General features: G+C 75.5%; 21 protein-coding genes. 8 read left to right on the top strand and 13 right to left on the bottom strand.

Annotated features, from left to right (window positions below; translation table 11 throughout):
* Positions 1-96 precede the first annotated feature (96 nt).
* Positions 97-1,713: a D-alanyl-D-alanine carboxypeptidase/D-alanyl-D-alanine endopeptidase gene (gene dacB / locus AC07A6_RS25945; protein ID WP_478778738.1), complete on the bottom strand. Its 1,617-nt coding sequence runs from the start codon at positions 1,711-1,713 to the stop codon at positions 97-99.
* A 109-nt stretch (positions 1,714-1,822) separates the two neighbouring features.
* Positions 1,823-2,791 (bottom strand): GlxA family transcriptional regulator, encoded by a 969-nt coding sequence (locus AC07A6_RS25940; protein ID WP_478778737.1) that lies wholly within the window; start codon positions 2,789-2,791, stop codon positions 1,823-1,825.
* A 52-nt stretch (positions 2,792-2,843) separates the two neighbouring features.
* On the opposite strand from AC07A6_RS25940, the gene AC07A6_RS25935 reads away from it, so the two are divergent.
* On the top strand, positions 2,844-3,239 hold the full coding sequence (locus AC07A6_RS25935; RefSeq protein ID WP_362462691.1) for a cupin domain-containing protein: 396 nt from the start codon (positions 2,844-2,846) through the stop codon (positions 3,237-3,239).
* Between the two features lie 102 nt (positions 3,240-3,341).
* Positions 3,342-4,322, top strand: coding sequence for an alpha/beta hydrolase fold domain-containing protein (locus tag AC07A6_RS25930; RefSeq protein WP_478778736.1), 981 nt, complete (start codon positions 3,342-3,344; stop codon positions 4,320-4,322).
* Positions 4,323-4,476: 154 nt separating this feature from the next.
* On the opposite strand, the gene AC07A6_RS25925 is transcribed toward AC07A6_RS25930, so the two are convergent.
* Positions 4,477-5,484: a LacI family DNA-binding transcriptional regulator gene (locus AC07A6_RS25925; protein WP_478778735.1), complete on the bottom strand. Its 1,008-nt coding sequence runs from the start codon at positions 5,482-5,484 to the stop codon at positions 4,477-4,479.
* On the opposite strand from AC07A6_RS25925, the gene AC07A6_RS25920 reads away from it, so the two are divergent.
* The 3 genes from AC07A6_RS25920 to AC07A6_RS25910 all read left to right on the top strand — a co-directional run bounded on the left by AC07A6_RS25920 (position 5,469) and on the right by AC07A6_RS25910 (position 8,087).
* Positions 5,469-6,374 carry a class I SAM-dependent methyltransferase gene (locus tag AC07A6_RS25920; protein WP_478778734.1) on the top strand — a complete coding sequence of 302 codons (906 nt, stop codon included), beginning with the start codon at positions 5,469-5,471 and terminating at the stop codon, positions 6,372-6,374. The two genes, AC07A6_RS25925 and AC07A6_RS25920, sit on opposite strands and share 16 nt — an antisense overlap.
* A gap of 395 nt (positions 6,375-6,769) precedes the next feature.
* A complete protein-coding gene (locus AC07A6_RS25915; RefSeq protein WP_478778733.1) occupies positions 6,770-7,492 on the top strand; it encodes a hypothetical protein in 723 nt (240 codons plus the stop codon).
* The gene (locus tag AC07A6_RS25910; RefSeq protein ID WP_478778732.1) at positions 7,479-8,087 is read left to right on the top strand and encodes a Fic family protein; all 609 of its coding nucleotides are present in this window, start codon (positions 7,479-7,481) and stop codon (positions 8,085-8,087) included. The genes AC07A6_RS25915 and AC07A6_RS25910 overlap by 14 nt, the downstream gene beginning before the upstream one ends.
* A 71-nt stretch (positions 8,088-8,158) precedes the next feature.
* Here AC07A6_RS25910 and AC07A6_RS25905 read toward each other — a convergent pair whose 3' ends face one another.
* Positions 8,159-8,887 (bottom strand): TetR/AcrR family transcriptional regulator, encoded by a 729-nt coding sequence (locus AC07A6_RS25905; RefSeq protein ID WP_478778731.1) that lies wholly within the window; start codon positions 8,885-8,887, stop codon positions 8,159-8,161.
* Positions 8,888-9,013: 126 nt separating this feature from the next.
* Between AC07A6_RS25905 and AC07A6_RS25900 the strand changes: the two genes are divergently transcribed.
* The gene (locus tag AC07A6_RS25900; protein WP_478778730.1) at positions 9,014-9,715 is read left to right on the top strand and encodes an NAD(P)-dependent oxidoreductase; all 702 of its coding nucleotides are present in this window, start codon (positions 9,014-9,016) and stop codon (positions 9,713-9,715) included.
* 39 nt (positions 9,716-9,754) lie between these two features.
* The gene (locus AC07A6_RS25895) at positions 9,755-10,450 is read left to right on the top strand and encodes a hypothetical protein (protein WP_478778729.1); all 696 of its coding nucleotides are present in this window, start codon (positions 9,755-9,757) and stop codon (positions 10,448-10,450) included.
* A gap of 13 nt (positions 10,451-10,463) precedes the next feature.
* Here the strand turns inward: AC07A6_RS25895 and AC07A6_RS25890 are convergent, their stop codons facing one another.
* On the bottom strand, positions 10,464-11,120 hold the full coding sequence (locus AC07A6_RS25890; protein ID WP_478778728.1) for a class I SAM-dependent methyltransferase: 657 nt from the start codon (positions 11,118-11,120) through the stop codon (positions 10,464-10,466).
* 146 nt (positions 11,121-11,266) lie between these two features.
* On the opposite strand from AC07A6_RS25890, the gene AC07A6_RS25885 reads away from it, so the two are divergent.
* On the top strand, positions 11,267-12,484 hold the full coding sequence (locus AC07A6_RS25885; protein ID WP_478778727.1) for a hypothetical protein: 1,218 nt from the start codon (positions 11,267-11,269) through the stop codon (positions 12,482-12,484).
* Between the two features lie 5 nt (positions 12,485-12,489).
* On the opposite strand, the gene AC07A6_RS25880 is transcribed toward AC07A6_RS25885, so the two are convergent.
* The 8 genes from AC07A6_RS25880 to galT all read right to left on the bottom strand — a co-directional run bounded on the left by AC07A6_RS25880 (position 12,490) and on the right by galT (position 23,619).
* Positions 12,490-13,455 (bottom strand): glycosyltransferase family 2 protein, encoded by a 966-nt coding sequence (locus AC07A6_RS25880; RefSeq protein ID WP_478778726.1) that lies wholly within the window; start codon positions 13,453-13,455, stop codon positions 12,490-12,492.
* Between the two features lie 80 nt (positions 13,456-13,535).
* Complete coding sequence (locus AC07A6_RS25875) at positions 13,536-14,897, bottom strand: AMP-binding protein (RefSeq protein WP_478778725.1); 1,362 nt, start codon at positions 14,895-14,897, stop codon at positions 13,536-13,538.
* Between the two features lie 390 nt (positions 14,898-15,287).
* On the bottom strand, positions 15,288-17,843 hold the full coding sequence (locus AC07A6_RS25870) for an ABC transporter permease (RefSeq protein WP_478778724.1): 2,556 nt from the start codon (positions 17,841-17,843) through the stop codon (positions 15,288-15,290).
* Positions 17,844-17,983: 140 nt separating this feature from the next.
* Positions 17,984-18,775 carry an ABC transporter ATP-binding protein gene (locus AC07A6_RS25865; RefSeq protein WP_362462734.1) on the bottom strand — a complete coding sequence of 264 codons (792 nt, stop codon included), beginning with the start codon at positions 18,773-18,775 and terminating at the stop codon, positions 17,984-17,986.
* Positions 18,776-18,988: 213 nt separating this feature from the next.
* Positions 18,989-19,666, bottom strand: coding sequence for a response regulator transcription factor (locus tag AC07A6_RS25860; RefSeq protein WP_362462737.1), 678 nt, complete (start codon positions 19,664-19,666; stop codon positions 18,989-18,991).
* Complete coding sequence (locus AC07A6_RS25855; protein ID WP_478778723.1) at positions 19,663-21,339, bottom strand: sensor histidine kinase; 1,677 nt, start codon at positions 21,337-21,339, stop codon at positions 19,663-19,665. The genes AC07A6_RS25860 and AC07A6_RS25855 overlap by 4 nt, the downstream gene beginning before the upstream one ends.
* A gap of 91 nt (positions 21,340-21,430) precedes the next feature.
* The gene (gene galK / locus AC07A6_RS25850; protein ID WP_478778722.1) at positions 21,431-22,594 is read right to left on the bottom strand and encodes a galactokinase; all 1,164 of its coding nucleotides are present in this window, start codon (positions 22,592-22,594) and stop codon (positions 21,431-21,433) included.
* Positions 22,591-23,619 (bottom strand): galactose-1-phosphate uridylyltransferase, encoded by a 1,029-nt coding sequence (gene galT / locus AC07A6_RS25845; protein WP_362462746.1) that lies wholly within the window; start codon positions 23,617-23,619, stop codon positions 22,591-22,593. The genes galK and galT overlap by 4 nt, the downstream gene beginning before the upstream one ends.
* Between the last annotated feature and the right edge of the window lie 343 nt (positions 23,620-23,962).

Below are 23,962 nucleotides of genomic sequence, written 5' to 3'. Positions count from 1 at the left end.
CCCCCCCCCCCCCCCCCCCCCCCCCCCCCCCCCCCCCCCCCCCCCCCCGCCCCCCGCCCCCCCCCCCCCCCCCCCCCCCCCCCGGCCGCCGCCCGGTCAGGACGCCTCCTGGAGGTAGGCGGCGATCAGGGCCAGGTCGTTCGCGATGCCCACCACGTCCTCCGGGTTCGCGGTCGGCGTCATCGCGCCCGTGACACCCGCGTAGAAGGTGTCGAAGCGTCCGCCGCCCTTGTCCAGGTAGCCGGCGATGGTGATGGCCCCCACCGACAGCCGGTCGTTGAGGAGGTCGCCGCCGACGGCCGCACCGGTCTTCGCGAACACCTTCCCGCGCGCGGGACAGTCACGGCAGTTCTCCGCGAGCAGCCCGTCGACCCCGAGGATCGGCAGCGCCTCCCGGAACCGCCGCGCGTCCGGCGTGCCCTGCCAGTACGCCAGCATCTGCACCAGCGCCCGGGGCGTGACCCGGTCGGCGGGATTGCCGCCCCGGCCGTCCATCAGGGCCACCTGCTCGCGGTCGACGCCCGCCCGGTCCAGGAAGGCGGCGAGCACGGGGAAGCCGTCGGCGCACTGCCGGCTGCCCGTGGTGACGGCCAGCAGGCAGACGTCCAGGTTGGCGCCGAGGTTGTGGCTGACCTTCAGGATCAGCTTCGCGTACTGCTCGTACGGCGGCGAGGTGTACGCGGCCACGCGCGGCCGGCCCGCGTAGTCGCGCGGCAGCCGGGCGACCGGATTGGGGCCCGTCGCGGCGGCGGTGACCTCCACCCCGGCCCGGCCGAGCGCCTCGATCAGCGCCGTCCGGCCGAACGAGGCCGGGTCCGTGACCGGGGAGGTGCGCAGCAGTGGCGGGGCGTCCGCGGCGATGGTGCCGGACAGCCGGATGCGGGTGCCGCCGTCGGCCGCCGTCACCGTGATGTCCGTCGGCTTCCCGGCGGCGACGGTCTTCACCGCCGACGTGACCTCGTACGGGGCGACCTTGGGCCGCCAGTCCAGCCGGGCGGCGGCGCCCGCCCGGTCGCCCGGGGTGGTCAGCAGGTCGATGAGGTTGTCGTTGACGATGAGGGGGGTCGGCACCGGGTCGAGCCCCGGGTCGGGGGCGAAGAGCCGGCTGTCGACGATCACGTCGCCCTCCACGCGGGTGATGCCCGCCGCACGGACCTGCCGGGCGAGCCCGTCGATCCCGGCGAGGGGGTTCTCCGGGGTGAGGGTGGCGCCGGGGAAGTCGTTGGCGTAGGTGTGGTCGAGGTCGGTGTACGCGACCGTCCCGTCGGGCCGGGTCCGGCCGCCGAGGGTGAGGTCGCCCTGCGCGACGAGGTCGAGGTCGCCGGTCAACGTCGAGCCGGCGCGCCGCCCGACCGCGTAGAGGGGCGTCACGAAACGGTGGTCCGGGCCGAGGGTCTGCCAGGTGGCGGAGACGGGGAACAGCTTCGCGGTGGAGCCGGGTATGAAGAACTGCCCCGGGAACATGCCGTGCAGCACCCGGCCGCCACCCGGTTCCGTCTGCAGCAGCCCCCACTGGGCGTGGCGGTACTCGGGCTTGCGCATGATCTCCGTGATGCGGGGGTCGAGACCGCCCCCGGAGGCCTCGGGCGAGGGTACGGGCGACGGCGAGGGGGCCGCCCGGGCGCCCGTACCGCAGGTGAGCGCCAGCAGCAGGGCGGCGCAGCAGCCGGCCGCCCGGCGCCGCAGCGCCACGGGGAGGATCGGAAATCCCACGGCGCGCTCCGTTCGTCGCGGCCGCCTTCCCCGGCGGCCCGAGCCCCGTCAACAGCGTGCCACGCCCCCCTGGGCCCCGCACGTCACCCGGTCGCCGCAGGGGCCCCGCTCAGCTCGCCCCCGGCCCGAACCGCCGCCGGTACGCCGACGGGGTGACGCCCGTCTCCCGGCGCATCAGGGCCCGCAGGTTGGCGGCGGTACCCAGCCCGCTGTGCCGGGCGACCAGCTCCATGCGGGACTCGCCCCGCTCGATCAGCCGGCGCGCCAGGGTGAGCCGTTCTCCCGTGAGCCAGGCCAGCGGCGTCGTTCCCAGCTGCGCCCGGAACCGGCGGTGCAGCGTCGCCGGGCTGACCGCCGCCCGCGCGGCGAGGCCGGCGACCGTGAGCGGGGCGTCCAGCCGCTCCTGCGCCCAGGCCAGGACGGGCGCCAGGGACTCGTCCGGCAGGTCGGGGACCGGGCGCTCCACGAACTGCCGCTGGCCGCCGTCCCGGTGCGCCGCGAAGACCAGCCGCCGGCTCACGGAATTGGCGATCTCCGCACCGTGGTCGCGGCGGACGATGTGCAGCCCGAGATCGAGCGCGGCCGCGCTCCCGGAGGCGGTGAGGATGTCGCCGTCGTCCACGAACAGCACGTCCGGCTCCAGGCGGACGGAGGGGAACCGGGCCCGGAAGGAGTCCGCCCACTGCCAGTGCGCGGTGGCCCGGCGGCCGTCGAGCACCCCGGCCTCGGCCAGGGTGAAGGCGCCGCTGCAGAAGCCGACCAGGCGCGCGCCCCGCGCGTGCGCCCGCCGGACGGCGTCGAGCACGGCAGGGCGGCGGGGCACCTCGACGTCGGGGCGGTTGGGGACGATGAGGGTGTCCGCCGTGTCGGCCGCTTCCAGCCCGGCCACCCCCGTCAGGGTGAAGAACCCGTCGCGCATCAGCGTGCGCGGGGCGGGGGAGCAGAGCGTGAACTCGTAGAGGTCGCGGCCGACCTCGGGCCTGCGCAGGCCGAAGACCTCGGTCGCGCAGCCCAGTTCGAAGGGGTTGGAGTTCTCGTCGACGATCACGACGACCCGGTGCGAGGATTCTTTCGGCATGTGCGATTCCTAGCACTCACCCCGGCCGTGCGGAACGGCGCAGCATGGACCCATGACCGACGAACCCATTTCCCTGGCCAAGGCCCTCGCCTCCTTCGACGCCCTGTGGAGCCCCCGCATCGTCACGCGCGTCAACGACTACGACGTCCGCATCGCCAAGGTCGAGGGCGAGCACATCTGGCACGCCCACGACCACACCGACGAGTTCTTCCTGGTGCTCGACGGAGAGCTGAGCATCTCCCTGCGCGAGCCCGGCGGTGAGCGCACGGTCGTCCTCCCGCGCGGGGCGGTCTTCACCGTCCCCCGGGGCACGGAGCACAAGCCCCACGCACCGTCGGGCGCCGCCATCCTCATGTTCGAACCCGCCGGGACGGCGACCGTGGGCGACCGCCACGACGAGGTCCCGGACCACGTGGACGCCACCACCGGGCACCCCCTCGGCGGCTGAGACCGCATGCGTCTTGTGGCCCTGGGCGGGGCTGGCTACAGTCCGGTGTTACACGTGTAACTCGGACAGGGGCCACGTGCAGCTCCGCGTGAAAGGGCCGCAATGACGCATCCGCTCCCGGTCGAGCCCGACCTGACCTGGCCACCCCCTCCCTTCCGGGCGCCCGAACCGCCCGTGGTCACCGAGGACGGCGTACGCCGCTTCGACGGGGTCACCTACGCCACCCGGCCGGGCTACCGGCCGCGGCTGCTGGACGTCCGGGTGCCCGCCGCCGCGCGGGGCCCCGTCCCGGCCGTGGTCTGGATCCACGGCGGCGGCTGGCTGGAGGGCGACCGGCGCTACCCGCCGCCGACCGTCCCCGCCGCACTGCTGCACGGCGCGGTCCTGGCCGCCGGGCTGGCCCTGGTCTCCATCGACTACCGGCACAGCCTCGAAGCGCCCTTCCCGGCGCAGCTCCACGACGTGAAGGCCGCCATCCGCTACGTCCGGAAGTTCGCCGGCGCCTTCGGCATCGACCCGGACCGCATCGCGGTCTGGGGCGAGTCCGCGGGCGGTCACCTCGCCGCCCTCGCGGGCCTGACCGGCCCCCGCACCCCGGACGCCGCCGCCCTGGAGGGCACCGAGGGCGTCGGCGCCGGCGACACCTCGGTACGGGCCGTCGTCGACTGGTACGGGGTCTCCGACCTGACCGCCCTGCGCGGGCACCCCATGCCGCCGATGCCGCCGGGCGTGGAATACCCGGACCCCTACGAGGCGCTGCTCGGCGACACGGAGGAGGCGCGGCCGGCGGCGGCCCGCGCGGCGAGCCCGGTGACGTACGCCCGGCTCGCCGCCGACGGGGCCGCGGGAGCCGCAGGCGCCGGCGCGACCGGCGTGCCGCCGTTCCTGCTGGTCCACGGCACCCGGGACGGCCTGGTCCCCTACGGCCAGAGCGAGGCGCTTGACGCGGCGCTGCGCGCGGCCGGCGGGGAATGCGTACTGGAGCCGGTGGAAGGCGCCGACCACATCTTCCTCGGCGTCCCGGACGTCGCCCCGATCGTGGCCCGCAGCGTGGCCTTCCTCGCCCGCCACCTGGACGCCTGAGCCGCGCCCGTGAGCGAGAGACCCGCTGCCGCGCACCGCACGCCCGGCGTGCTGCCGCTCGGCCTGCTGCCGGCCGGTGCCGCCGTCCTGCTGACGGCGGTCGTCCGCGCCGACCCCGCCCGGGAGGCCCCGGGGGATCCTCGCGGCCGCCGCCTCAGGAGGACTGCCGGTGCACCAGGGCCGGTTGGATGCCCGGGACCCCGGGGGCCGTGCCCCGCGCGACCAGCGCGTGCAGGGCGTCGGCCACGGAGGCGGCGGAGGGCAGCTCCAGCGCGACGCTGGTCAGCGCGGGCTGCTGGAGCGCCGACAGCACCAGGTCGTCACAGCCCACGACGGCCACCTCGTCCGGCACGGGGATCCCCTCCGCCAGCAGCGCGTGCATCAGCAGGGCCGCGTACTCGTCGTTGTACGCGAAGACGCCGTCCAGGCCGAGCTCCCTCCACCGGCGGGCCAGCGCCGTCGCGGACTCCCGGGTGTAGGCCAGCTCGACGGGGGTGACGGTCACCGGATGCCGCGCGGCGACCTGCTCGGCGCCGGCCAGCCGCGGCCGGGCGAGGGTGTCGAGGCCGCGCTCGCGCGGGATGACCACCCCGATCCGGGTCCGGCCCCGGTCGATGAGGTGCCGGGTCGCGGTGGCGCCGACGGAGGCGTGGTCGAAGGCGATGGTGTGCACCCCGTCCACGGGATGCGAGGCGAAGGCGAGCATCCCGCGCACCCCGGCGCGGCGCAGCACCCCGGCCGTCTGCGGGGTGAGCCGGTCGCCGTCGAGGGAGAGCACCGCGGCGGGCCGCAACTCGGCCCAGGCGCGGGCGGCTTCGAGCGGATCGCCGAAGCGGCCGGCGTGCATGACGGTGGTGTAGCCGTGCCGCTCCAGCTCGCTGACCAGGTCGTCCACCCAGTCGCTCACCAGGCGCCCGACCGCGGAGACGGAGGCGGGCACCACGACCAGGTTGCTGCGGCCCGCGCGCAGGGACCGGGCGGCCGCGTTCGGCACGTAGCCGAGCTGCGCGGCGGCGGCCAGCACCCGCGCCCGGGTGCCCTCACTGGCCCGGTGGCCCTGGGTGTCGTTGAGCACGAAGGAGACCGTGGCACGGGACACCCCGGCCAGGCGGGCGACGTCCGCGCTGGTGGCCGACGCGGGAGCCGATGCCTCTTCGGCCATGGCGTGCTTCATCGCTCTCTGTAGCCCGGTGCTGCCTTCCCGTTTCAGGTTACACGAGTCAAGGTCGAAAGCCCGGGGCGCCGGTCCCGGCCGGAACCCCCGCTCCCGCCGACGCCGCCGAACCCGCCGCCTCCGCCGACTGGCGCGAGGCCAACCGGGCCAACTGGGACGAGCGCGTCCCGATCCACCTCGGCACCTCCTTCTACGACCTCCCCGCCTTCGTCGCGGGCCGGGACTCGCTGCGGGACTTCGAGCCCGGCGAGGTCGGTGACGTCAGCGGCAGGTCCCTGCTCCACCTCCAGTGCCACATCGGGCTGGACACCCTCTCCTGGGCCCGGCGCGGAGCCGCCGTCACCGGCCTCGACTTCTCCGGGCCGGCCGTGGCCGCGGCGGGCGACCTCGCCGCGCGGATCGGCGCCGACACCGCACGCTTCGTCACCGCCGACGTGTACGACGCCGTCGAGGCCCTGGGCGGGCGGACCTTCGACATCGTCTACACCGGCTTCGGGGCGCTGTGCTGGCTCCCGGACATCACCCGGTGGGCGCGGACGGTGGCGGACCTCCTCGCGCCCGGGGGCTTCCTCTACCTCGCCGAGTTCCACCCCTTCGCCGACGTCCTGTCCGAGGACGGGCGGGCCGTCGAGCACGACTACTTCGAGCGCGGGGCGATCGTCGTGGACGAACCCGGCACCTATGCCGACCCCGGCGCACTGACCAGGTCGAACCGGACCGTGGAATGGCTGCACGGCATCGGAGAGGTCGTCAGCGCCCTGGCCGCCGCGGGCCTGCGCCTGGAGTTCCTGCACGAGCACGACCACGGCCACTTCCGCCTCCCGGCCGGGCTGTACGTCCCGCAGGTCTACTCGCTCCGCGCGGTGAAAGCGCGGTAGCGGAGCTTCCTGTTTCGTGGGCTATAGTTGATCTCGAGCCCGCCGCCGCGGAACACGGCGAACGGGACGATGCGTTGGTGGTCCAAGGAAAGACACCCCACTTCCCGTGGGGGAATGCAGGTGCAAGGCCTGCCCAGCGCTCGATCAAGGCCCCGGCCTCCTCACGGAGACCGGGGCCTTCTGCTGCTCCGGCCAGGCCGCTGCGCGAACCGCCGACCGGTGGCGATGGGAACGGGCCGCGGGTTCAGCACGGATGGCCGCCCGGGGCGTGGTCCGGAAAACCGTTCGCGGTCCCAGGGGTGTTGAGCCGAGACTGGCGGGTCGATGACATCAGACAGGAAGAGTGGCCGACCCTGACGTACAACCGGGACACCCTGCCCTTCCCGGAGAACCGCGTGCCCCCCATCGCCTACGAGGGCATTCGGAACTGGGACGAGTTCGACCCTGCCCGCCACTCGTTCGCCTGGGACGAGGACGAGGAAGCCCGCCTCCGCTCGCTGGTCCGCGAGTGGGTGCCGCCCGTGCTCTCCGGTATGGCCGGCTGGTGGGAGGGGGAACGGTGGTGTGAACACCAGGTGGACGCGATCATCCGGGAGCGATACGGAACCTGGGCCTGGGGATGGGGATGGTGCTACCGCTACGGCGGGCCCATCGGCAACTGGGTCAGCGGGCCGAGCTCGGTGACGACCCCTGACGAGACCGCAGAACGCGTCGTGTCCGCGCTGTTGGAGTGGCGGGAGTGGCTGGAGCGAACGGCTCAGCGCTTCGCCGAACTGGCACCGCCGCCGGACGCCCCACCCGAGGTTCGCAGTTGGCACCTGGAGCGGGCCTGCGTCCGGCTCGTGACCCACACGCTGGACTCGGGCGCGGAGGGCGGCTGGCACCGTCAGGCCTCGATCGTCCTCGGCTGGTTCCTCACCAGCACCGGCATGGACCGGGCCGACGCCGCGCGAGCGGTGGAGAGCGCGATCGGTGGCCGGTTCGAGAGCTGGGTCACCCCGGAGCGGACGCTGATCGAATCCGTCGGCGAGGACCTGGCCGCCGGCCTCACCGGCCACGCCCCGTACCAGGACCACCGTGAGAGGGTGGCTCTGGAGGATCTCCATGACCGCTGCTGACAGCCTTTCGGTCTGGCTGCGCGTGCGCCGTGAGGTCGACTGGCGACGCGCACCGGCCCTGCAGGGGGTCCCGCCCGCCCGCGACGGTTTCCGGTCCTGGTGCGAGGGGCCGGTGCGCCGGCGCGACCCGGTTCGGGCCGAGCGTCTGCTCGCGGCGTATGCCCTGGCCCGAGAAGACGCCGCACGCTGCACCCCGCTGGACTTCGCTCTGCTCGCCGGTTGGCAGTGCGAGGTCCTCGCCGCAGCCGCGGCACCGTTCCGTGTGGGCGACGCCCATGCGAAGGGCGGCCGCGAGCGCTATGCCCTGACCCCGCGCACCCGGGCCGATTTCGATTCCTGCCTGCGCGAGACGACCGACCCGGACATCCCGCCGGCGGCACGAGCGGCCCGCGCATACCTCGACGTGGCGTTCTTTCACCCCTTCACCGACGGCAATGCCCGCGCCGCGCTGTTGGCCTTGGTCCACGTGCTGGCCCGGGAGGGCATCGTCCTTCCCGAGGTCGGCCCGCTCCAGACCACCCGCTACGCGGACGACCCGGACGGTGCCGCCGAACTTGCCGCTCTCATCGGAGTGCTCAACCGCCGCCGCCGCTGAGGCGTTCGGCCTCCAGGTCGCCGAACCGCCCACTGGGCGGAGACCCTCATCGGCGGACGGGGGCCCGACTGTCAGGACCCCCCGCCGGCCGGGAGGCCCAAGGAGCGGACGAGGTCGTCCAGTTCCGCGCGGAAGAGCTTGTCCGGGCTGGGGGTCTGGGCGCGCAGGTGCCCGTAGACCTCCAGGGTCACCAGACCGTGCAGCCGGCCCCAGATGCGCATGGCCAGGGCCACGCCGGCCGGGGGCAGGCCGGGGAACGCCGGGCGGACCTTGTCGAGGAGCGGGGCCGCGAAGTCGGACCACTCGAAGTCGCCGCCCGCCGCGAGGGGTTCGGCGTGCGGCCAGGCGGCGGCCGCGAGGGCGGTGAGGCCGAGGCAGACGCGGCGGGCGGCGTCGGGGGCGGCGCCGTCCGGCGGGGCCTGGTAGCCGGGGACGGGGTCGCCGTACACGAGGCGGAAACCCTCGGGGTTGGCCAGGGCCCAGTCCCGGAGGGCGTGCGCCCAGGCCCGGATCCGGGCGGCCGGGTCCGCGGCGGGGGCCGCTTCCCAGGCGGCGTCAACGGCATCGGCCAGCGATGTGTACACATCGCCGATGAGGGTGGTCACCAGGTCGTCGCGCGTGGCGAAGTAGCCGTAGATGGCGTTGGCGGTCATGCCCATCTCGCGCGCGATGGCGCGCAGGGTGATCGCGTCGGGCCCGCCCGAGGCCATCAACTCCAGCGAGACCTTCTTGATTTCGGCCGTCGTCTCGGCCCGCAGCCGCTCGCGGCGCCCCTTGGTGCTTCCCACGGTGCTTCCCACGGCAGCCACTCTACAGAGTCACTTTCCCGAGTGCCGTATCTTGACTTCACACCGTATAGTTTTCGAACGGCGTGCACCAGAGGATCGGTCGCGCCGTTCCACCGACCGGCACGACAGGGGAGAGCCATGCAGATCGGAGTCATCGGGGCCACGGGCGGGATCGGCAGCCGCGTCGTCACCGAAGCCCTCGGACGGGGGCACCACGTCACGGCGTTCAGCCGGGACACCACGGGGATCCAGGAGGACCGGGACAACATCACCTGGAAGGACGTCGACGTCCTCGACGCCGGCAGCATCGCCGCCGTCCTGCCCGGACTGGACGTGCTGATCAGCGGGTTCCAGCCGGGCAACGCCGCCAGGGACTTCACGGACACCGTGCGGCGGTCCATAGCCGACCCCACCGTGTACGCCACCGCCGCGAGGGCGCTGCTGAAGGCGCTGGAGAGCCACCCCCGGACCCGGCTGATCGTGATCGGCGGCGCCGGCAGCCTGGAAGTCGAACCGGGCCTGGTCATGGCGGACTCCGACGAGCACCTGTTCGCCACCCTCGACCCGCTCGGGCTCCCGAGGGAGTACGCGGCCGCCGTGCGCGGCGCCCGGGACGCCCTGGACGTGCTGCGCACCTCCAACCGGCTCTGGACCTACCTCAGCCCGGCCATGGACATCGCGCCCGGCGAGCGCACCGGCCGCTTCCGCATCGGCGGCGACCAGCCGGTCCTCGACGCGGACGGCCGCAGCCGCATCTCCATGGAGGACGCCGCCGTCGCACTCGTCGACGAGGCGGAACTGCCCCGCTTCGTCCAGCGCCGCTTCACGATCGGCTACTGACGCGCCGGCGCGGGGCGTCGTCCTGCGAGAATGCGTTCCGTGAACAAGCGCCCTTCCGACGACCTGCCCGCCGCCTTCGCCCGCCTCGGCGGCACGGAGGACCGGCAGGTCTGGAGCGAGCTGTGGGACGGCCTGTGCCACCAGGGCTCCGTCTACGAGGACAGCTACCCGGCCCTCCCGTTCCTGGCGGCGACGGCCACCGGCCGGGCGCCCGGGGAACCGCGGGACGCCGTCCTGATGGCCGGCCTCATCGCCTCGGCGGCGGACGAGGAGCGCACCGCCCGGTACGGGGAGGAGACCGCCGCCCTCCTTCCGGTGGCGCGGCGCCTGCTCGCCGAGGAGACGCACGACCCGGTGTCCTTCGTGTACCTCCTCCAGTGCGTCCTGGCCTTCGAGGGCGAGCGGGTGTGGAGCGCCGGGCGGCTGGAGGGCCTCTTCGAGGGGGAGTACGAGATCGACTGTCCCTCCTGCGAGTCCGGCCTCTTCATCGCGTTCGGCGAGGACGGCCCCTTCGCCTCGGCGGGCGACTACATGACCGGCGACCCGGCCAGGACCGAGCTGCTGCCCGCCGACCCGGCCGCCCTCGCCCCCCTGCCCGCACGACTGCACCGCACGGCGGCCGGGGCCGGCCACGAGGGGACCGCGCGCGGCCTCACCTACCTCTTCGGCCGCGCGGTCTGCCCGGACTGCGGGACCGGGTTCGAGGTGGCGGAGCAGGTCGAGTCGGGGTACTGACGGGCGGGCGTCGTCAACTGCTGCGCCAGAGGAGCGTGTAGCGCCAGAACAGGCGCCGGCGCAGGCGCACGCCGGGCAGGACGCGGCGGGCCTCGCCGGCGATCTCGGCGAAGCCCATGGACGCCGGCCGGGTGGGGGCGGTCATCGCGACCGGGCGGGGCACCCTCCGGCCCCGGTTCGCGACCCAGGCCATGGCGATGTTCGCCGGGACGGCGGCGGCGCCGAGCAGGTGGTCGCCGGCCGACTCCGGACGGGCGAGGCCCACCACCACCAGGGTCCCGCCGGGCGCCAGGTGGTGGCGCAGCCGGACGAGGGACTCGGCGAAGGGCAGGTGGTGGAGGGCTGCCACGCACGTGATCACCCCGTACGGGCCCGGCGGTATCCCGTCCGGTGCCTCCGCGACGGTGAACGTCACGGCGGCACCCGCCGGGGTGAGCTCCCTCGCCCGTGCGACGATCGCGGCGTCCGCGTCGACACCCAGCACCGAGCCGGCGCGCGTGGCCAGCAGCCGGGCGAGATCGCCGCTGCCCGAGCCGACGTCCAGGGCGCGGTCGAAGCGGCGGGGGAGCTGCCGCATGATCCATCGGTGGTAGTGGGCGTTGTGGTCCCACGGGTGGGCCGCGTGGAACCGGTCGAGGGCCTGGAGGACGCGCTGCGCCGGTGTCGTCATGGGGCGATTCGATCACCTCGGGCGCGGGGCGGGCACCCCGGACGGGAGTACCTCCGGGTGCGGCTCCCGGGGGCGTTGCCCAGAATGACCGTGAAGCGCGGCAGGAGAACGGCCGGAGCGCCGACGAGACGATCGCGGGGCTGGAGATGGCGCAAGCGTCCCGGGCGGCGGGCCGCGGCCCGCGCCGCCGGCTGCTGCCCCCGCTCGTCGCGTGGCTCGTGGCCAACCTCCTCACCTGGGCCGTCGCCGCGGCCTCCGTCGCCGGCGACGGCTCCCGGGTGCGGTACTGGTCCACCGGCGGCCGTACCCGCTGGGACTCCGCCCACTACCTGTCCATCGCCGAGACCGGCTACGAGATGTTCCGCTGCCGGGACCGCTACCCGGACTTCCCCGACGTCGTCTGCGGGAACGTCGCCTGGTTCCCCGGGTACTCCATGGCCGTCCGGGCGCTCTCCGCCACCGGGCTCTCCTACCGGCTGTCCGCCGCCGTCGTCACCGAGGCCGCCCTGCTGGGCATGTTCGCCGTGCTGTGGTGGCTGCTCGGCTCCCGGCTCACCCCGGCCACCGGCCTCACCCTCGCCGTCGCCACCGTGTTCCCGGGCGGCGTCTACTTCCACGCCCTGTTCCCGGTCTCCACCGCCACCCTGGCCCTGCTGGTCTGCGTCGCCGGGGTGCGGCGCGGCTCGTGGGCGGTCGCCGCAGCCGGCGGGTTCGCCTCCGCCGCCTGCCATCCCGTCGGCGCCGTCGCCGCCGGGATGCTGCTCCTGAGCGCCCTCTTCGCCTGGCGCGGCGACACCTGGCCGGTCCGCTGCGCGAAGGCCGCTTCGGCGGCGGCCGTCTCCGGCTGCGGCGTGCTCTGGGCCAAATGGCTGATGTGGCAGGCGACCGGCCGCTGGGACGCGTACGAGACCATCCAGGAGTCCAGCTACGGACAGGGCGGCGTGCACCAGCCGTTCGACGAGATGGCCGCGGCCTACCGCTTCCCGTTCAAGGACTGGTACACGCCCGAGGGACACCTCCCCTGGCTGGTGCGGCACGCGCTCGACGCGCACCGGACGCAGCTCTGGCTCGACACCGCCTTCGTGGTCCTCGTCCTGGCGACGGCCGTCGCCCTGCTCGTCCGCGACCGCCGCCGCGGGCTCGACCCGGGGGAGTGGGCCGCGGCCGTCCTGACGGCGGCGGTGTTCCTCGTGCCGTTCCTCGCCGGCGCGGAGATGTCCTGGTACCGCAACCACGCGCAGATGTTCGTCGGGCTGCTCCTCGTCGCGCGCATGCCGCGATGGGTCCAGGTGCCGCTGCTGGCCTGCTGCGCGGCGCAGTACGCCCTGCTCGGCGCGATGTTCTTCGCCGGAGTGCTGGTGTGACCGGGCTAGCCCTGTTCCCCGTCCGTGTCACGGGCCACGAAGTAGGCGGGGCGGGCCTGCACGGCCGTGTAGATGCGGGCCACGTACTCGCCGAGCATCCCCACGCAGAAGAGCTGGACGGCGCCGAAGAACAGGACCGTCGTGATCAGGGAGGTCCAGCCGGGCAGGGTGTTGCCCGTGGCGTGGGCGACGAGGGTCCAGACCAGGAAGCCGAGGCACACGGCGAGGCTGCCGGCGCCGATCGCGGTGGCCAGGCGCAGGGGCGCCGCCGAGAAGCTGGTGACGCTGTCCAGGGCCAGGAGGACCATCTTGTGCAGGGGGTACTTGGTGGTGCCCGCCACCCGCTCCCCGCGCTGGTAGGTGATCCGGCCGCCGGGGAAGCCCAGCCACGGGATGAGCAGACGGTGGATCTGCCGCTGCTCGGGCAGGGACTTGAGGGTCTCCACCACCTGGCGGGACAGGAGCCGGAAGTCCCCGGCCTGGGCGGGTACGTGGGGGCCCGCCAGCCGGCGCATCAGCCAGTAGTAGCCGGCGGCCGTCCGGCGTTTGAAGCCGCTGTCGGCGGAGCGGTCCGTCCGGACGCCGTACACCACGTCCAGACCGTCCGACCGGGCCAGGTCCAGCATTCGCGGGATGACCTCCGGCGGGTCCTGGAGGTCGGCGTCCATGCTGATCACATAGGCGCCCCGGGCGCGGTGCAGCCCGGCCGTCAGGGCCGCCTGGTGGCCGCTGTTGCGCCGGAGGGTGACCACGCGGAGCTCGGGCCAGACGCTGCGCAGGTCCTCCAGCACCCGGGGGGTCTTGTCGGTCGAGCCGTCGTCGACGGTGAGGACCTCGTACGGCTCCCCGAGCCCCTCCAGCACCGGGCGCAGCCGCGCCGCCAGAGCGGGCAGGGACTCCTCCTCGTTGAAGACGGGAACCACGATCGACAGGAAGACCGGTCCGCCGGGTGGGTCGCACACAGCACTCATGATGCGGGAACCGCCCGGACCGGGCATTCCGAGCCGTCGCGTTCGCCCGAGCCGTCGCGTCCGCCCGGCCCTCGCGGCCGTCAGCCCGCCGGGGAGTCCCCGGCCCGGCCGGTCACCACCAGGTCGCCGTCCGCCGTGCGCCGGGCCAGGACGCCGGTGCGGAAGAACCCGTCCGGGGTGAACCGGCGGGCCTCGTCCCCGGCCGCCCGGTAGCGGCCCCGCGGGGTGTACGGGCCGCGCGCCAGGAGCTCGCCGGGCTCCCCGTCCGGCACGCTCCGGCCGTCGGCGCCGACGAGGAGGATCTCGTCGTCGGGCGAGAGCGGGCGGCCCTGCGTGCCGTACGCCCTCCCGTCCGGATCGGCGGGCCGGGTGAGCACGACCGGCCCCCCGTCCGGCGCGAACACCTGCTGCGGCCGGGCGCCCAGCCCGGACGCCAGCCGCTCGGCGGCCGCCCGGGACAGGGGCGCGCCGCCGGTCTGCACCAGACGCAGACTGCTCACGTCGGCCCGGACCGAGGGCAGCGCGTCGAGCCAGGCGGCGGCTGCCGCGGGCGGCAGCGACGTGGCGGTGACCCGCTCCCGTTCCACGAGCGGCAGGCATGCCGCGGGATCCGTTCCGTCGGCCAGGACCACCGTCCCGCCGGCGGTGAGCGTGCCGATGATGCCGGGGCAGCCGAGGGCGAAGACGGACGCGGCGGGCAGTGCCGCCAGGTACACGTCCTCCTCGGTCAGCGACACCAGCTCGGCGGCGGCCCGCGCCTGGTAGGCGAAGTCGTTGTGGGTGCGCGGCACGAGCACCGGCCCACCGCAGGCTCCGTCCGCGTCGCCCACCAGCAGGAACGCCACCTGACCGGCGTCCGGCAGGAGCGCCGGCTCGGGCGCGGCGTCGATGGAACCCAGCGGCGCGTACTGGCAGTTCGACGGGTCGGTCGTCATACCGCCGTACGGGGACTCGGTGCCCGGCGGCTCATAGGTGAACACCCGCCGCAGGAAGGGCCAGCGGGCGGCGATGTCCGCGGCCAGCGCCGTGTGGTCGAAGCCCCGGTACTCCGCCGGGCCGACATAGCCGACGGCCTGGGTGACCCGTACCAGCTCGGGCACCTCGGGGTACGGGAGCGGGCAGAGGACGGGGACCACACCGGCCCGCATCAGCGCGAACGTGCTGACGACGAACTCCGGCACGTTCGGCAGCTGGACGACGACCCGCATCCCGGGCCGCAGCCCGCGCAGCCGGAAACCGGCGGCCATGCGGTCCACGCGCCGGTTCAGGTTCGCGTACGTGAGGCGGGTCCCGCCGTGCACGAGCGCGGTCCGCGGCCCGTACTGCAGGGCCCACCCGCGCAGCAGGTTGTCCAGGGTGCTGCCGCCCCAGTGGCCCGCAGCCCAGTAGCGGTCGACGAACTCCCGCGGCCACGGGGTGCAGCCTTCGAGCATGGATGCCATCGGATTCCTTCCGTGCCGGCTCCCGGACCGGAAGCCGCGCGGGTCGTGTCGCGCGGTGACGGCCCTGACCTCGGCAATTCCAGTCCGTCCACACCTCCTTGCGCAATGCGCCGTCCCGACCATCGGGGCGGGGCCCGGTCAGCGGAAGATCCAAAACGGCCCGGGGCGGGGGGGAGGAGGGGGGGGGGGGGGGGGGCCCCCCTCCTCCCTCCCCCCCCCCCTCCCCTGGTTTAGCGACCCACACCCCCCGGGGGGCCGCGCTACCCCCACCCCCCCCCCCCCCCCCCCCCCCCCCCCCCCCCCCCCCCCCCCCCCCCCCACCCCAAACCACCCCCCCCCCCCCCCCCCCCCCCCCCCCCCCCCCCCCCCCCCCGGCCCGTGACGCCGCGGTCAGGCGTCCGCCACCGCGTGCATCGGGCTGAGCGACGCGGCCCGGCGGGCGGGCAGCGCGGCCGCCGCCACGCCCACGGCGAGGGAGAGGAGGACGACCAGGGCGAGGGTGCCCCAGGGGAGGGAGAAGGAGTACTGCGGAATGGCCCCGTTGGCCAGGCCGCTGACCTTCCAGGCCCCGAACAGGCCGCCCGCGAGCCCGAGCAGGGTGCCGTACGCGGCGACCGTCAGGGATTCCAGGCGGATCATCGCACGGACGCCGGCGCGGTCCATGCCGATGGCGCGCAGGACGCCGATCTCGCGGGTGCGCTCGGCGACCGACATGGCCAGCGTGTTGACCATCCCGAGCGCGGAGATGACCACGCCGATGGCGAGCAGCCCGAACACCAGGGTGATCAGGTCGCCGGCGACGCCGGCCTGTTCCCGCACCAGCTGCGCACGGCTCTGGACCTTCAGCAGCGGGCTGCCGTCGACGGCCGCGCGCAGCCGCCCGCCGAGGTCCCCGGAGCCGGCCACGAGCACCCGCTGGACGGAGTCGCGCAGGTAGCCGTGCTGCTGGACGTCGGCGCGGTCGGCGAGCACGTCCTGCGCGGTGGGGTTGTCCTGGTAGACGCCGACGACGGTGTAGGGCCGGTCGCGGTCCTCCCCGGTACCGGGGCCGATGGCCGCCCGGACCTGGTCGCCGGTGCCGATCCGGTTGTCGCGGGCGAAGGAGGACGAGACCGCGATCCGGCCCGGCCCGAGGTCCTTGGCGGAGCCGCTGGTGAAGCGGAGCCTCATGACGGCCGCCACGCTCTTCGGGTCGACGCCCGAGACCTGCCCGGCCTTGACCCCGACGGAGATGCTGGAGTCCGCGACGGCGGAGGCGGTCGACACCCCGGGGACGGCGGCGATCCGCCGGACGGCGGCCGCGTCGACGGCGGTGGTGGTGTCGCGGGTGCCGATGACGTAGTCGGCGCTCAGGCCGGCCGCCGCCTGGGAGTCCAGGGCCCGGCTGGAGGAGTGCTCGATGACGGCGAGCCCGGTCACCAGCGCCGTGCTGATCATCAGGGCGACGGCGGTGGCCGCGGTACGCCGCGGGTCGCGCAGGGCGTTGTCCCTGGCGAGGCCGCCCGCCACGCCGAACCGGCCGGTGGCCCGGCCGATGAGCCGGACCACCGGGCCCGCCAGCAGCGGCGCCAGCAGGATCAGCCCGGTGACGAGGATCCCGCAGCCGGACATCGCGGTCCGCAGGTTCTCGTCCGAGGCGTCCTTCGCCCCGCCCAGGGAGAGCAGCAGACCGGCACCCAGCAGGACCACGGCCGCGCCGGCCGCGCCCCGGATCCGGGACAGCGTCGCGGAGGGCGGCTGCTCGGCGGTGCGCATCGCCTCGACGGGGGCGATCCGGGCGGCCCGGCGGGACGGCAGCCAGGCGGCCAGGACCGTGACGCCGACGCCCACGGCGAGCGAGGCGGCGACGGGAGCGGGGCCGATCACCAACGGGCCGCTGGGCAGCAGGTCTTCCCCGGCGCCGAGCAGGCCGGGCAGCGCGGCGGCGACGCCGAGGCCCAGGCCGAACCCGATCACGGAGGCGGCCAGCCCCACCAGTGCCGCTTCCGCGAGCACGGAGCGGACCACCTGGCGGCGGGTGGCGCCGATCGCGCGGAGCAGGGCGATCTCCCGGGTCCGCCGGGTGACGAGCATGGTGAAGGTGTTGATGATGAGGAACGAGCCGATGAAGAGCGACACCACGGCGAAGAGCAGGGGCAGCCGGGAGTAGCTGCGGGTCTTGGCGGAGATGAAGACGGACTGCTGGTCGGCCTTGGCGGTCGCGGTGGTGGCCTCCGCCCGGTCGGCGGGCAGCAGCGCGCCGACCCGCCGGGCGAGGTCGAACTGGTCGGTGCCGGGCGCGGCGGAAAGGTCGATCCCGGTGTAGCGGCCGGGTGCGGCGAACAGCTTCTGGGCGGTGGCCTTGTCGAACACCGCGAGGGTGCCGCCCGACGTGACCCGGGTGTCGCGGGTGGAGACGATGCCGACCAGCCGCAGCCTCAGCACGGGGCCGTCGACGGCCAGGACGACGGTGTCGCCGAGGGCGTACCCGCCGGCCTCGGCGGTGCCCCGGTCCAGGGCCACTTCACCGCCGTCGCGCGGGGCGCGGCCGGCCGTCAGCGGATAACGGGAGTCCTTGCCGTCGGGTCCGGGTACGTAACCGGCGGCGAGCTTGCCCATAGCGTTGCCGGCCCGCATCGGCGAGCCGTCCTTGGCAGCCAGCGTCACCGACCCGTCGACCGCCGGACGGGCCGAGGCGACCCCGGGCACGGCGGCCAGCCTGGCCGTGAGGGCGTCGTCGAGGACGCTCGCGCGTTCACCGGCGGGGGCGCCGACCGGGTACTTGGGGTCGACCGTGACCGCGATGCCGGCGTAGTCGCGCGCCATGGAGGCGCGGTAGGCGGCGCTGGTGGAGTCGGCGAAGACGAGCGACCCGGAGATGAACGCGACCCCGAGACAGACCGCGAGGACGGTCATGATCAGGCGCGCCTTGTGGGCGAGGACGTTGCGCAGTGCTGTTCGCAGCATGAAGGGGCTTTCGGGAGGCTTGGAAGGATCGGCGGGACGCCGGGAAGGGGAAGCCGGGAAGGGGAAGCCGGGAAGGGGAGGCCGGGAAGGGAAGGCCGGGACGGAGAGGCCGGGACGGGGAGGACGGCGGAGGAACGCCGTCAGCTGGTGCGGCCCTGGGCCTCGAAGGCGAGCATCCGGTCCAGCACGGCGCCGGAGGTCGGCTCCCGCAGCTCGTCCACCAGGCGGCCGTCGGCGAGGAACACCACCCGGTCGGCATGGGCGGCGGCGACCGGGTCGTGGGTGACCATGACCACCGTCTGGCCCAGCTCCCGGACCGAGTCGCGCAGGAAGCCGAGCACCTCCGCCCCGGCACGCGAGTCGAGGTTGCCGGTCGGCTCGTCGGCGAAGACGATCTCCGGACGCGAGACCAGCGCCCGGGCCACGGCCACGCGCTGCTGCTGGCCGCCGGACAGCTCGGCCGGCCGGTGCGCGAGCCGGCCGGCCAGCCCGACGGTCGCGACGACGGTGTCCGTCCACGCCGCGTCGGGCCGCCGCCCGGCGAGCCTCAGCGGCAGGGTGATGTTCTCCAGAGCCGTGAGGGTGGGCAGCAGGTTGAAGCCCTGGAAGACGAAGCCGACCTTCTCCCGCCGCAGCCGCGTCAGCTGCCGGTCGTTCAGCCCGGACAGCTCCACCCCGCCGATCCGGGCCGAACCGGAGGTCACCGGGTCCAGGCCGGCCATGCAGTGCATCAGCGTGGACTTGCCCGAGCCGGACGGCCCCATCACCGCCGTGAAGCGGCCCCGCGCGAACTCCACCGACACCGAGTCCAGCGCGGTGACCCGCGTCCCGCCCTTCCCGTACGTCTTGGTCAGCGCCGTCGCGCTCGCCGCCGGCTCGACGGGGGCCGGGGGCGAGGAGGGCGCGGGGGAAGAGGGAAACGCGTGCGACATGGATGCTCCGCCTGAAGTACGACGGCCCGCGCGATACGCCGCGAGCCGGGGGGACTCATCCATCCTCACCGCGCTGACCTGCACGGACATCGGCCTCAAGGCGCGACTTGGCCTCTGCCGAAAGGGCCGCCCGGACCGGCTCCCCTCTGCCGGAGGACAGAGGCGGCCGCCGCCCCGCTCCGCCCCGGGACAGAGGAGGGGCTCAGGACGGGCTCAGGAGGCCAGTCCGGTCCGGTGCGCCAGCAGCGCCGCCTGGACCCGGCTCGTCGAACCGGTCTTGTCCAGGATCGCCCCCACATGGGTCTTCACCGTGCCGGTCCCGATCCCGAGCCGCGCCGCGATCTCCTGGTTCGACAGCCCCTCGCCGAGCGCCGCGAGGACGTCCCGCTCACGGCCCGTCAGCCGGGCGATCCGCTCGTCCGCGGCCGCGCCGCCCGCCCCGGCCGGCTCCCGGGCGCCCAGCATCCGGGAGATCACCGCCCCGGTGACCCCCGGGGAGAGCACGGCGTCGCCCGCCGCGGCGGCCCGTACCGCGCTGATCAGCTCCTGCGGGCCCTCGTCCTTCAGCAGGAACCCGGCGGCGCCCTCCCGCAGCGCCCGCACGACGTTGTCGTCGTCGCCGAACGTCGTCAGCATCACCACCCGCGGCGCCGGATCGAGCGCGAGCAGCGGCGCGATGGCCGCCAGTCCGTCGCACACCGGCATGCGGATGTCGACCAGCGCCACGTCCGGGTGGTGGACGGCGGCCAGTTCGACGGCCTGCCGGCCGTCCGCCGCCTCGGCGACGACCTCGATGCCGTCGGCGTGCCGCAGGATCAGGCGCACCCCGTGCCTGATCATCGTCTCGTCGTCGGCGAGCAGGACACGGATCGGCCCGTCGGGCTCGGTCAAGGGGTCTCCCAGGGTGAGGCGTCCCGCACCGACGGGACGGTGAAACGGTCGATGGCGATCAGACGCTGTCCGGCGTCGAAGCAGTAGCGGGCCACCAGCAGGCCGCCCGGACGGATCTCGGTGGCGCCGTTGAACGGGTACGCGCAGCCGGCCGTGCCGGCCGGGCGCGGCGGCTCGTGCCCCGTGGCGGCGGCCCGCACCGCCTTGTTGTCGATGACGCCGAGCCCCGTCACCTCGGCGTACGTCATCCCGACCCGCGGCAGCGGACGCGGCCCGGAGTCCGGCCGGGGCGCGCTGCCGTAGACGAAGGCGGTCGCCAGGGCCATCAGCACGCACAGCGCCCCCAGCCCCAGGGCGAGCGTCAGCGCGTTCGCGGCCCCTCCCTCGGCGCCGCCGCCCTCCGCGCCGGAAGCGGCGCCGGCCCCCCGCGGCCCGGCGGTGTGCGGGACCACGGCGTCGCCGGGCTCCGCCGGCAGGACCGCGTCCACCAGGAACCCGCCGGACGGCAGCGGGTCGGCGTCGAAGGACCCGCCGAGCAGCTCCACGCGCTCCCGGAGCCCCGTCAGGCCGCGCCCGGTGCCCAGGCCTCCGGCCGGGACGGGCGGCCCGGGCGGCGCGCCGTTGCGCACGGTGATCCATACCGCCGCCCCCTCGTGCGTCACGCCGACGGTGACGTGGGCCGAGGGGGCGTACCGGTGGACGTTGGTCAGGGCCTCGCGCACCACCCGGTGCGCCGCCCTGCGCACCGACGCCGGGCGGCCGTCCAGGTCCGGTCCCGTCCAGTCGAGCCGTACGGCCACCCCGCCGTCGCGGGACTCCGCCACCAGCGCCTCGATGTCGGCGCGGGTGCCCGTCGCGTCCGTGAGGACGCCGGGACCGGCGTCCCGGCCCAGCGGACCGAGCACGCCGAGGACCTGCCGCAGCTCGCTCATCGCGTCGCGGGTGGTCCGGCGTACCAGGACGGCCTCCTCGCGCAGCTCCGGCGCGGACCGGCCGAGGGCCAGCTCCAGCCCGCCCGCGTGCAGCGAGATCAGGCTGAGCCGGTGGCCGAGCAGGTCGTGCATCTCGGCGGCGATCCGGGAGCGCTCGTGGGTGCGGGCCTCGCTGTCGGCCGCCAGCCGGGCCCGCTCCGCCGCGTCCCCGCGCTCGCGCAGGGCCCGCACCAGACGCCGCTGCTGCCCCTGCGCCGTACCCACCAGACCCGGGACGATCACCGCCGTCGGGGCCAGGGCCAGGCCGAGCGCCAGACCGTACGGGACGCGCCCCGGACCCACCACGGGCGCGGCCGCCGTCGCGGTCGCCACCAGCAGGACCGCCGCCGCGGCCAGCAGCCGGGCCCGCCGCCGTACCCGGACCGTCCGCCGCGCCAGACCGTACGCGGCGACCGCCGCGAGCGGCCCGGCGCCGCTCGCCAGCCCGGTCAGCACGGCCAGCGCGAGCAGGACCGGCCCGGGGAACCGGCCGCGCAGCGGGAAGAGCAGGGCCCCGGCGGCGATCACCAGCAGCTGGAACGACGGGTGCGGCGCGAGCCCGGCCCAGGCGAGGGCCGCGAACACGCACAGGCCCAGCAGGGTCACCCCGGCGGTGCCGGCCGCCGTGCGCACCCACCCGGAAGGGAGGGCCGCGCGCGGCGGGCCGGGGGCAGGACGGGGGATCAGGGGAGTGCGTACCACGCTGACCAGTATTGACGCGGGCGGCGGCCCCGGCATGAGCCTCGCGGTGGATCCGCCCCTCTGCCGAAGGACAGAGACGGCGGGGACCGGGTCAGGCGATCCGGCGGGCCCCCGCCGACGGCACGGCCTCCAGTACCGCCGGGCGGACGAACCCGGCCGCCGCGAAGGCGTCCGACACGGCCCGGCCCACGGACCCCGCCCGCCCGGCCGGCACCAGGGCGATCACGGAGCCGCCGAACCCGCCGCCGGTCATCCGGGCCCCCAGCGCACCCGCGCCGACGGCGGCGTCCACCGCGAGGTCGGTCTCGGGGCAGGAGACCCGGTAGTCGTCCCGGAGGGAGGCGTGCCCGGCGGTCAGCAGCGGCCCCAGGGCCTCCGGGTCACCGGCCGTCAGGTGCTCCACGGCCCGGCCGACCCGCGCGTTCTCGGTGACCACGTGCCGCACCAGCGGGACGAGTTCCCCGGGGAGTTCCGCCAGTGCCCCCGCCAGCCCCCGCTCGTCGAGGTCCCGCAGGGCGGGCAGTCCCAGCAGCCGCGCCGCCCGCTCGCACCCCGCCCGCAGGGCGGCGTACGCCCCGTCGGCGAGGTCGTGCTTGACCCGGGTGTCCAGCACCAGCAGCTTCAGCCCGTGCCCGGTGAGGTCGAAGGGCACCTGCCGGACCGACGGCCCCCGGCTGTCCAGGTGCAGGGCGCTGCCCTCGGCGCAGCACAGCGAGGCCATCTGGTCCATGACCCCGCACGGCACACCGGCGAAGGCGTTCTCCGCGTACTGCGCCACCCGCGCCAGCTCCGGCCGCTCCAGCCGCAGCCCGTACAGCTCGTCGTAGGCGACGGCCACCGCGCACTCCAGGGCCGCGGACGAGGACAGCCCGGCACCCGCGGGCACCGTGCTGTCCACGTGCAGGTCGGCCCCGCCGACGGGCAGGCCCCGCTCGCGCAGCGCCCAGACCACCCCGGCGGGATACCGGGCCCAGCCGCCGGTCGCGCCGGGGGTGAGGCCGGCCACCGCGAACTCGGCGACCCGGCCGTCGCCCTGGGCGCTGTGCACCCGCAGCAGGCCGTCACCGCGCCGGCGGGCGGCGAGCAGGGTGGTCCGCGGCAGGGCCATGGGCAGGGCGAAGCCGTCGTTGTAGTCGGTGTGCTCGCCGATCAGGTTGACCCGGCCCGGGGCGGCCCACACCCCCTCCGGCGGGCGGCCGTGGATCCGCTCGAACTCCTCGCGCACCCGCGCCGTCACCGTGCCTCCCGCCGTCACCGTGCCTCCCGCAGTCGCCGGGCCGCCGTCTCCGGAGCCACGTCGTTCATGAACGCGTCCATGCCGGACTCCGTCCCGGCCAGGTACTTCAGCTTGTCGGCGGCCCGCCGGACGGTGAACAGCTCCAGGTGCAGGGCGAGTTCACCGCCGCCGGCCGGCGGGGCCTGGTGCCAGGCCGAGACGTACGGGGTGGGCTCGGCCAGCCCGAAGAGCCGGTCGAAGCGCCGCAGCAGGTCCAGGTACAGCCCGGGGAACTCGGCCCGCTCCGCCTCGTCGAGGCAGGTCAGGTCGGGCACCCTGCGGTGCGGGTACAGGTGGACCTCGTACGGCCAGCGGGCGGCGTACGGCACGAACGCCGTCCAGTGCTCCCCGGCGAGCACCACCCGCTCCGTGGCCGCGCGGGCCTCGGCGAGCAGGTCCTCGAAGAGGTTCCGTCCGGTGGCGGCCCGGTGGGCGGCCGCCGCGGCGAGGTGCTTGACGGTGCGCGGGGTGGGCGTGGTGAAGGCGTAGATCTGGCCGTGCGGGTGGGGGAGGGTGACACCGATCTCGGCACCCCGGTTCTCGAAGCAGTACACCTGGCGGGTGCCGGGGCGGGCCGACAGTTCGGCGGTCCGGTCGGTCCAGGCGTCCAGCACCAGCCGGGCCCGCGCGGGGGTGAGGCCGGCGAAGCCCGAGTCGTGCTCCGGGGTGAAGCACACCACCTCGCACCGGCCGGCCGCGCCGGACAGGGAGGGGAAACGGTTCTCGAACACGGCCACCTCGTAGTCGGCGGCCGGGATCTCGCTCGCCCGTCCCTCCCGGGACGGGCACAGCGGGCAGGCGTCGGCGGCCGGCCGGTAGGTCCGGGACTGCCGGTGGGCGGCGATGGCGACCCAGTCCCCGGTGGCCGGGTCCCGGCGCAGCTCGGGGGCGCTCACGACCGGGTCGAGCGGCCGGAGGTCCTTGGCGCCGCGGTCCCGGCCGGGTGCGCTGTCGTAGTAGATGAGCTCGCGGCCGTCCGCGAGTTCGGTGACGGTCCTGTGCACGTGCACGTCCTCGCCTCGGTGGGCCGTGGTTCGCGGGGCGGTCGGCGGCCGGCCACCGCGGAGGACGGCCGGGGAGCGCGGCCCCTCCCCGGACGGGGCCGGCGTGGACCCGATGATACGGCCGTCCGTGGATCACCCGTGCGGCATCGGCCGTACCGACCCGCACGTCCGGGGCCGAGGTGTCCCCGGCGCCGGGCGGTCACGTCTTGAGGGGGGACCGCCGCGGCCACGCGTCCGGCGGCCTCGGCCGGGCCGGCGCGGGGGATTGCCGGACGGCTCCACCCACGGGTGACCGTGGCGGTCGGCGGTCGGCGGTCGGCGGTCGGCGGTCGGCGGTCGGCGG

It is taken from the genome of Streptomyces sp. NPDC044002 (genome assembly GCF_056434525.1).
Note: the sequence above shows the minus strand (reverse complement) of the source record. Positions and strands in the feature narration are given on the sequence as shown.

What these genes read in the sequence shown, in the direction of transcription:
- AC07A6_RS25940 (WP_478778737.1), bottom strand. Translation starts at nt 2,791, where the DNA reads ATGCCGAAAGAATCCTCGCACCGGGTCGTCGTGATCGTCGACGAGAAC.
- AC07A6_RS25935 (WP_362462691.1), top strand. Translation starts at nt 2,844, where the DNA reads ATGACCGACGAACCCATTTCCCTGGCCAAGGCCCTCGCCTCCTTCGAC.
- AC07A6_RS25930 (WP_478778736.1), top strand. Translation starts at nt 3,342, where the DNA reads ATGACGCATCCGCTCCCGGTCGAGCCCGACCTGACCTGGCCACCCCCT.
- AC07A6_RS25920 (WP_478778734.1), top strand. Translation starts at nt 5,469, where the DNA reads ATGCCTCTTCGGCCATGGCGTGCTTCATCGCTCTCTGTAGCCCGGTGC.
- AC07A6_RS25925 (WP_478778735.1), bottom strand. Translation starts at nt 5,484, where the DNA reads ATGGCCGAAGAGGCATCGGCTCCCGCGTCGGCCACCAGCGCGGACGTC.
- AC07A6_RS25910 (WP_478778732.1), top strand. Translation starts at nt 7,479, where the DNA reads ATGACCGCTGCTGACAGCCTTTCGGTCTGGCTGCGCGTGCGCCGTGAG.
- AC07A6_RS25900 (WP_478778730.1), top strand. Translation starts at nt 9,014, where the DNA reads ATGCAGATCGGAGTCATCGGGGCCACGGGCGGGATCGGCAGCCGCGTC.
- AC07A6_RS25890 (WP_478778728.1), bottom strand. Translation starts at nt 11,120, where the DNA reads ATGACGACACCGGCGCAGCGCGTCCTCCAGGCCCTCGACCGGTTCCAC.
- AC07A6_RS25885 (WP_478778727.1), top strand. Translation starts at nt 11,267, where the DNA reads ATGGCGCAAGCGTCCCGGGCGGCGGGCCGCGGCCCGCGCCGCCGGCTG.
- AC07A6_RS25880 (WP_478778726.1), bottom strand. Translation starts at nt 13,455, where the DNA reads ATGAGTGCTGTGTGCGACCCACCCGGCGGACCGGTCTTCCTGTCGATC.
- AC07A6_RS25875 (WP_478778725.1), bottom strand. Translation starts at nt 14,897, where the DNA reads ATGGCATCCATGCTCGAAGGCTGCACCCCGTGGCCGCGGGAGTTCGTC.
- AC07A6_RS25870 (WP_478778724.1), bottom strand. Translation starts at nt 17,843, where the DNA reads ATGCTGCGAACAGCACTGCGCAACGTCCTCGCCCACAAGGCGCGCCTG.
- AC07A6_RS25865 (WP_362462734.1), bottom strand. Translation starts at nt 18,775, where the DNA reads ATGTCGCACGCGTTTCCCTCTTCCCCCGCGCCCTCCTCGCCCCCGGCC.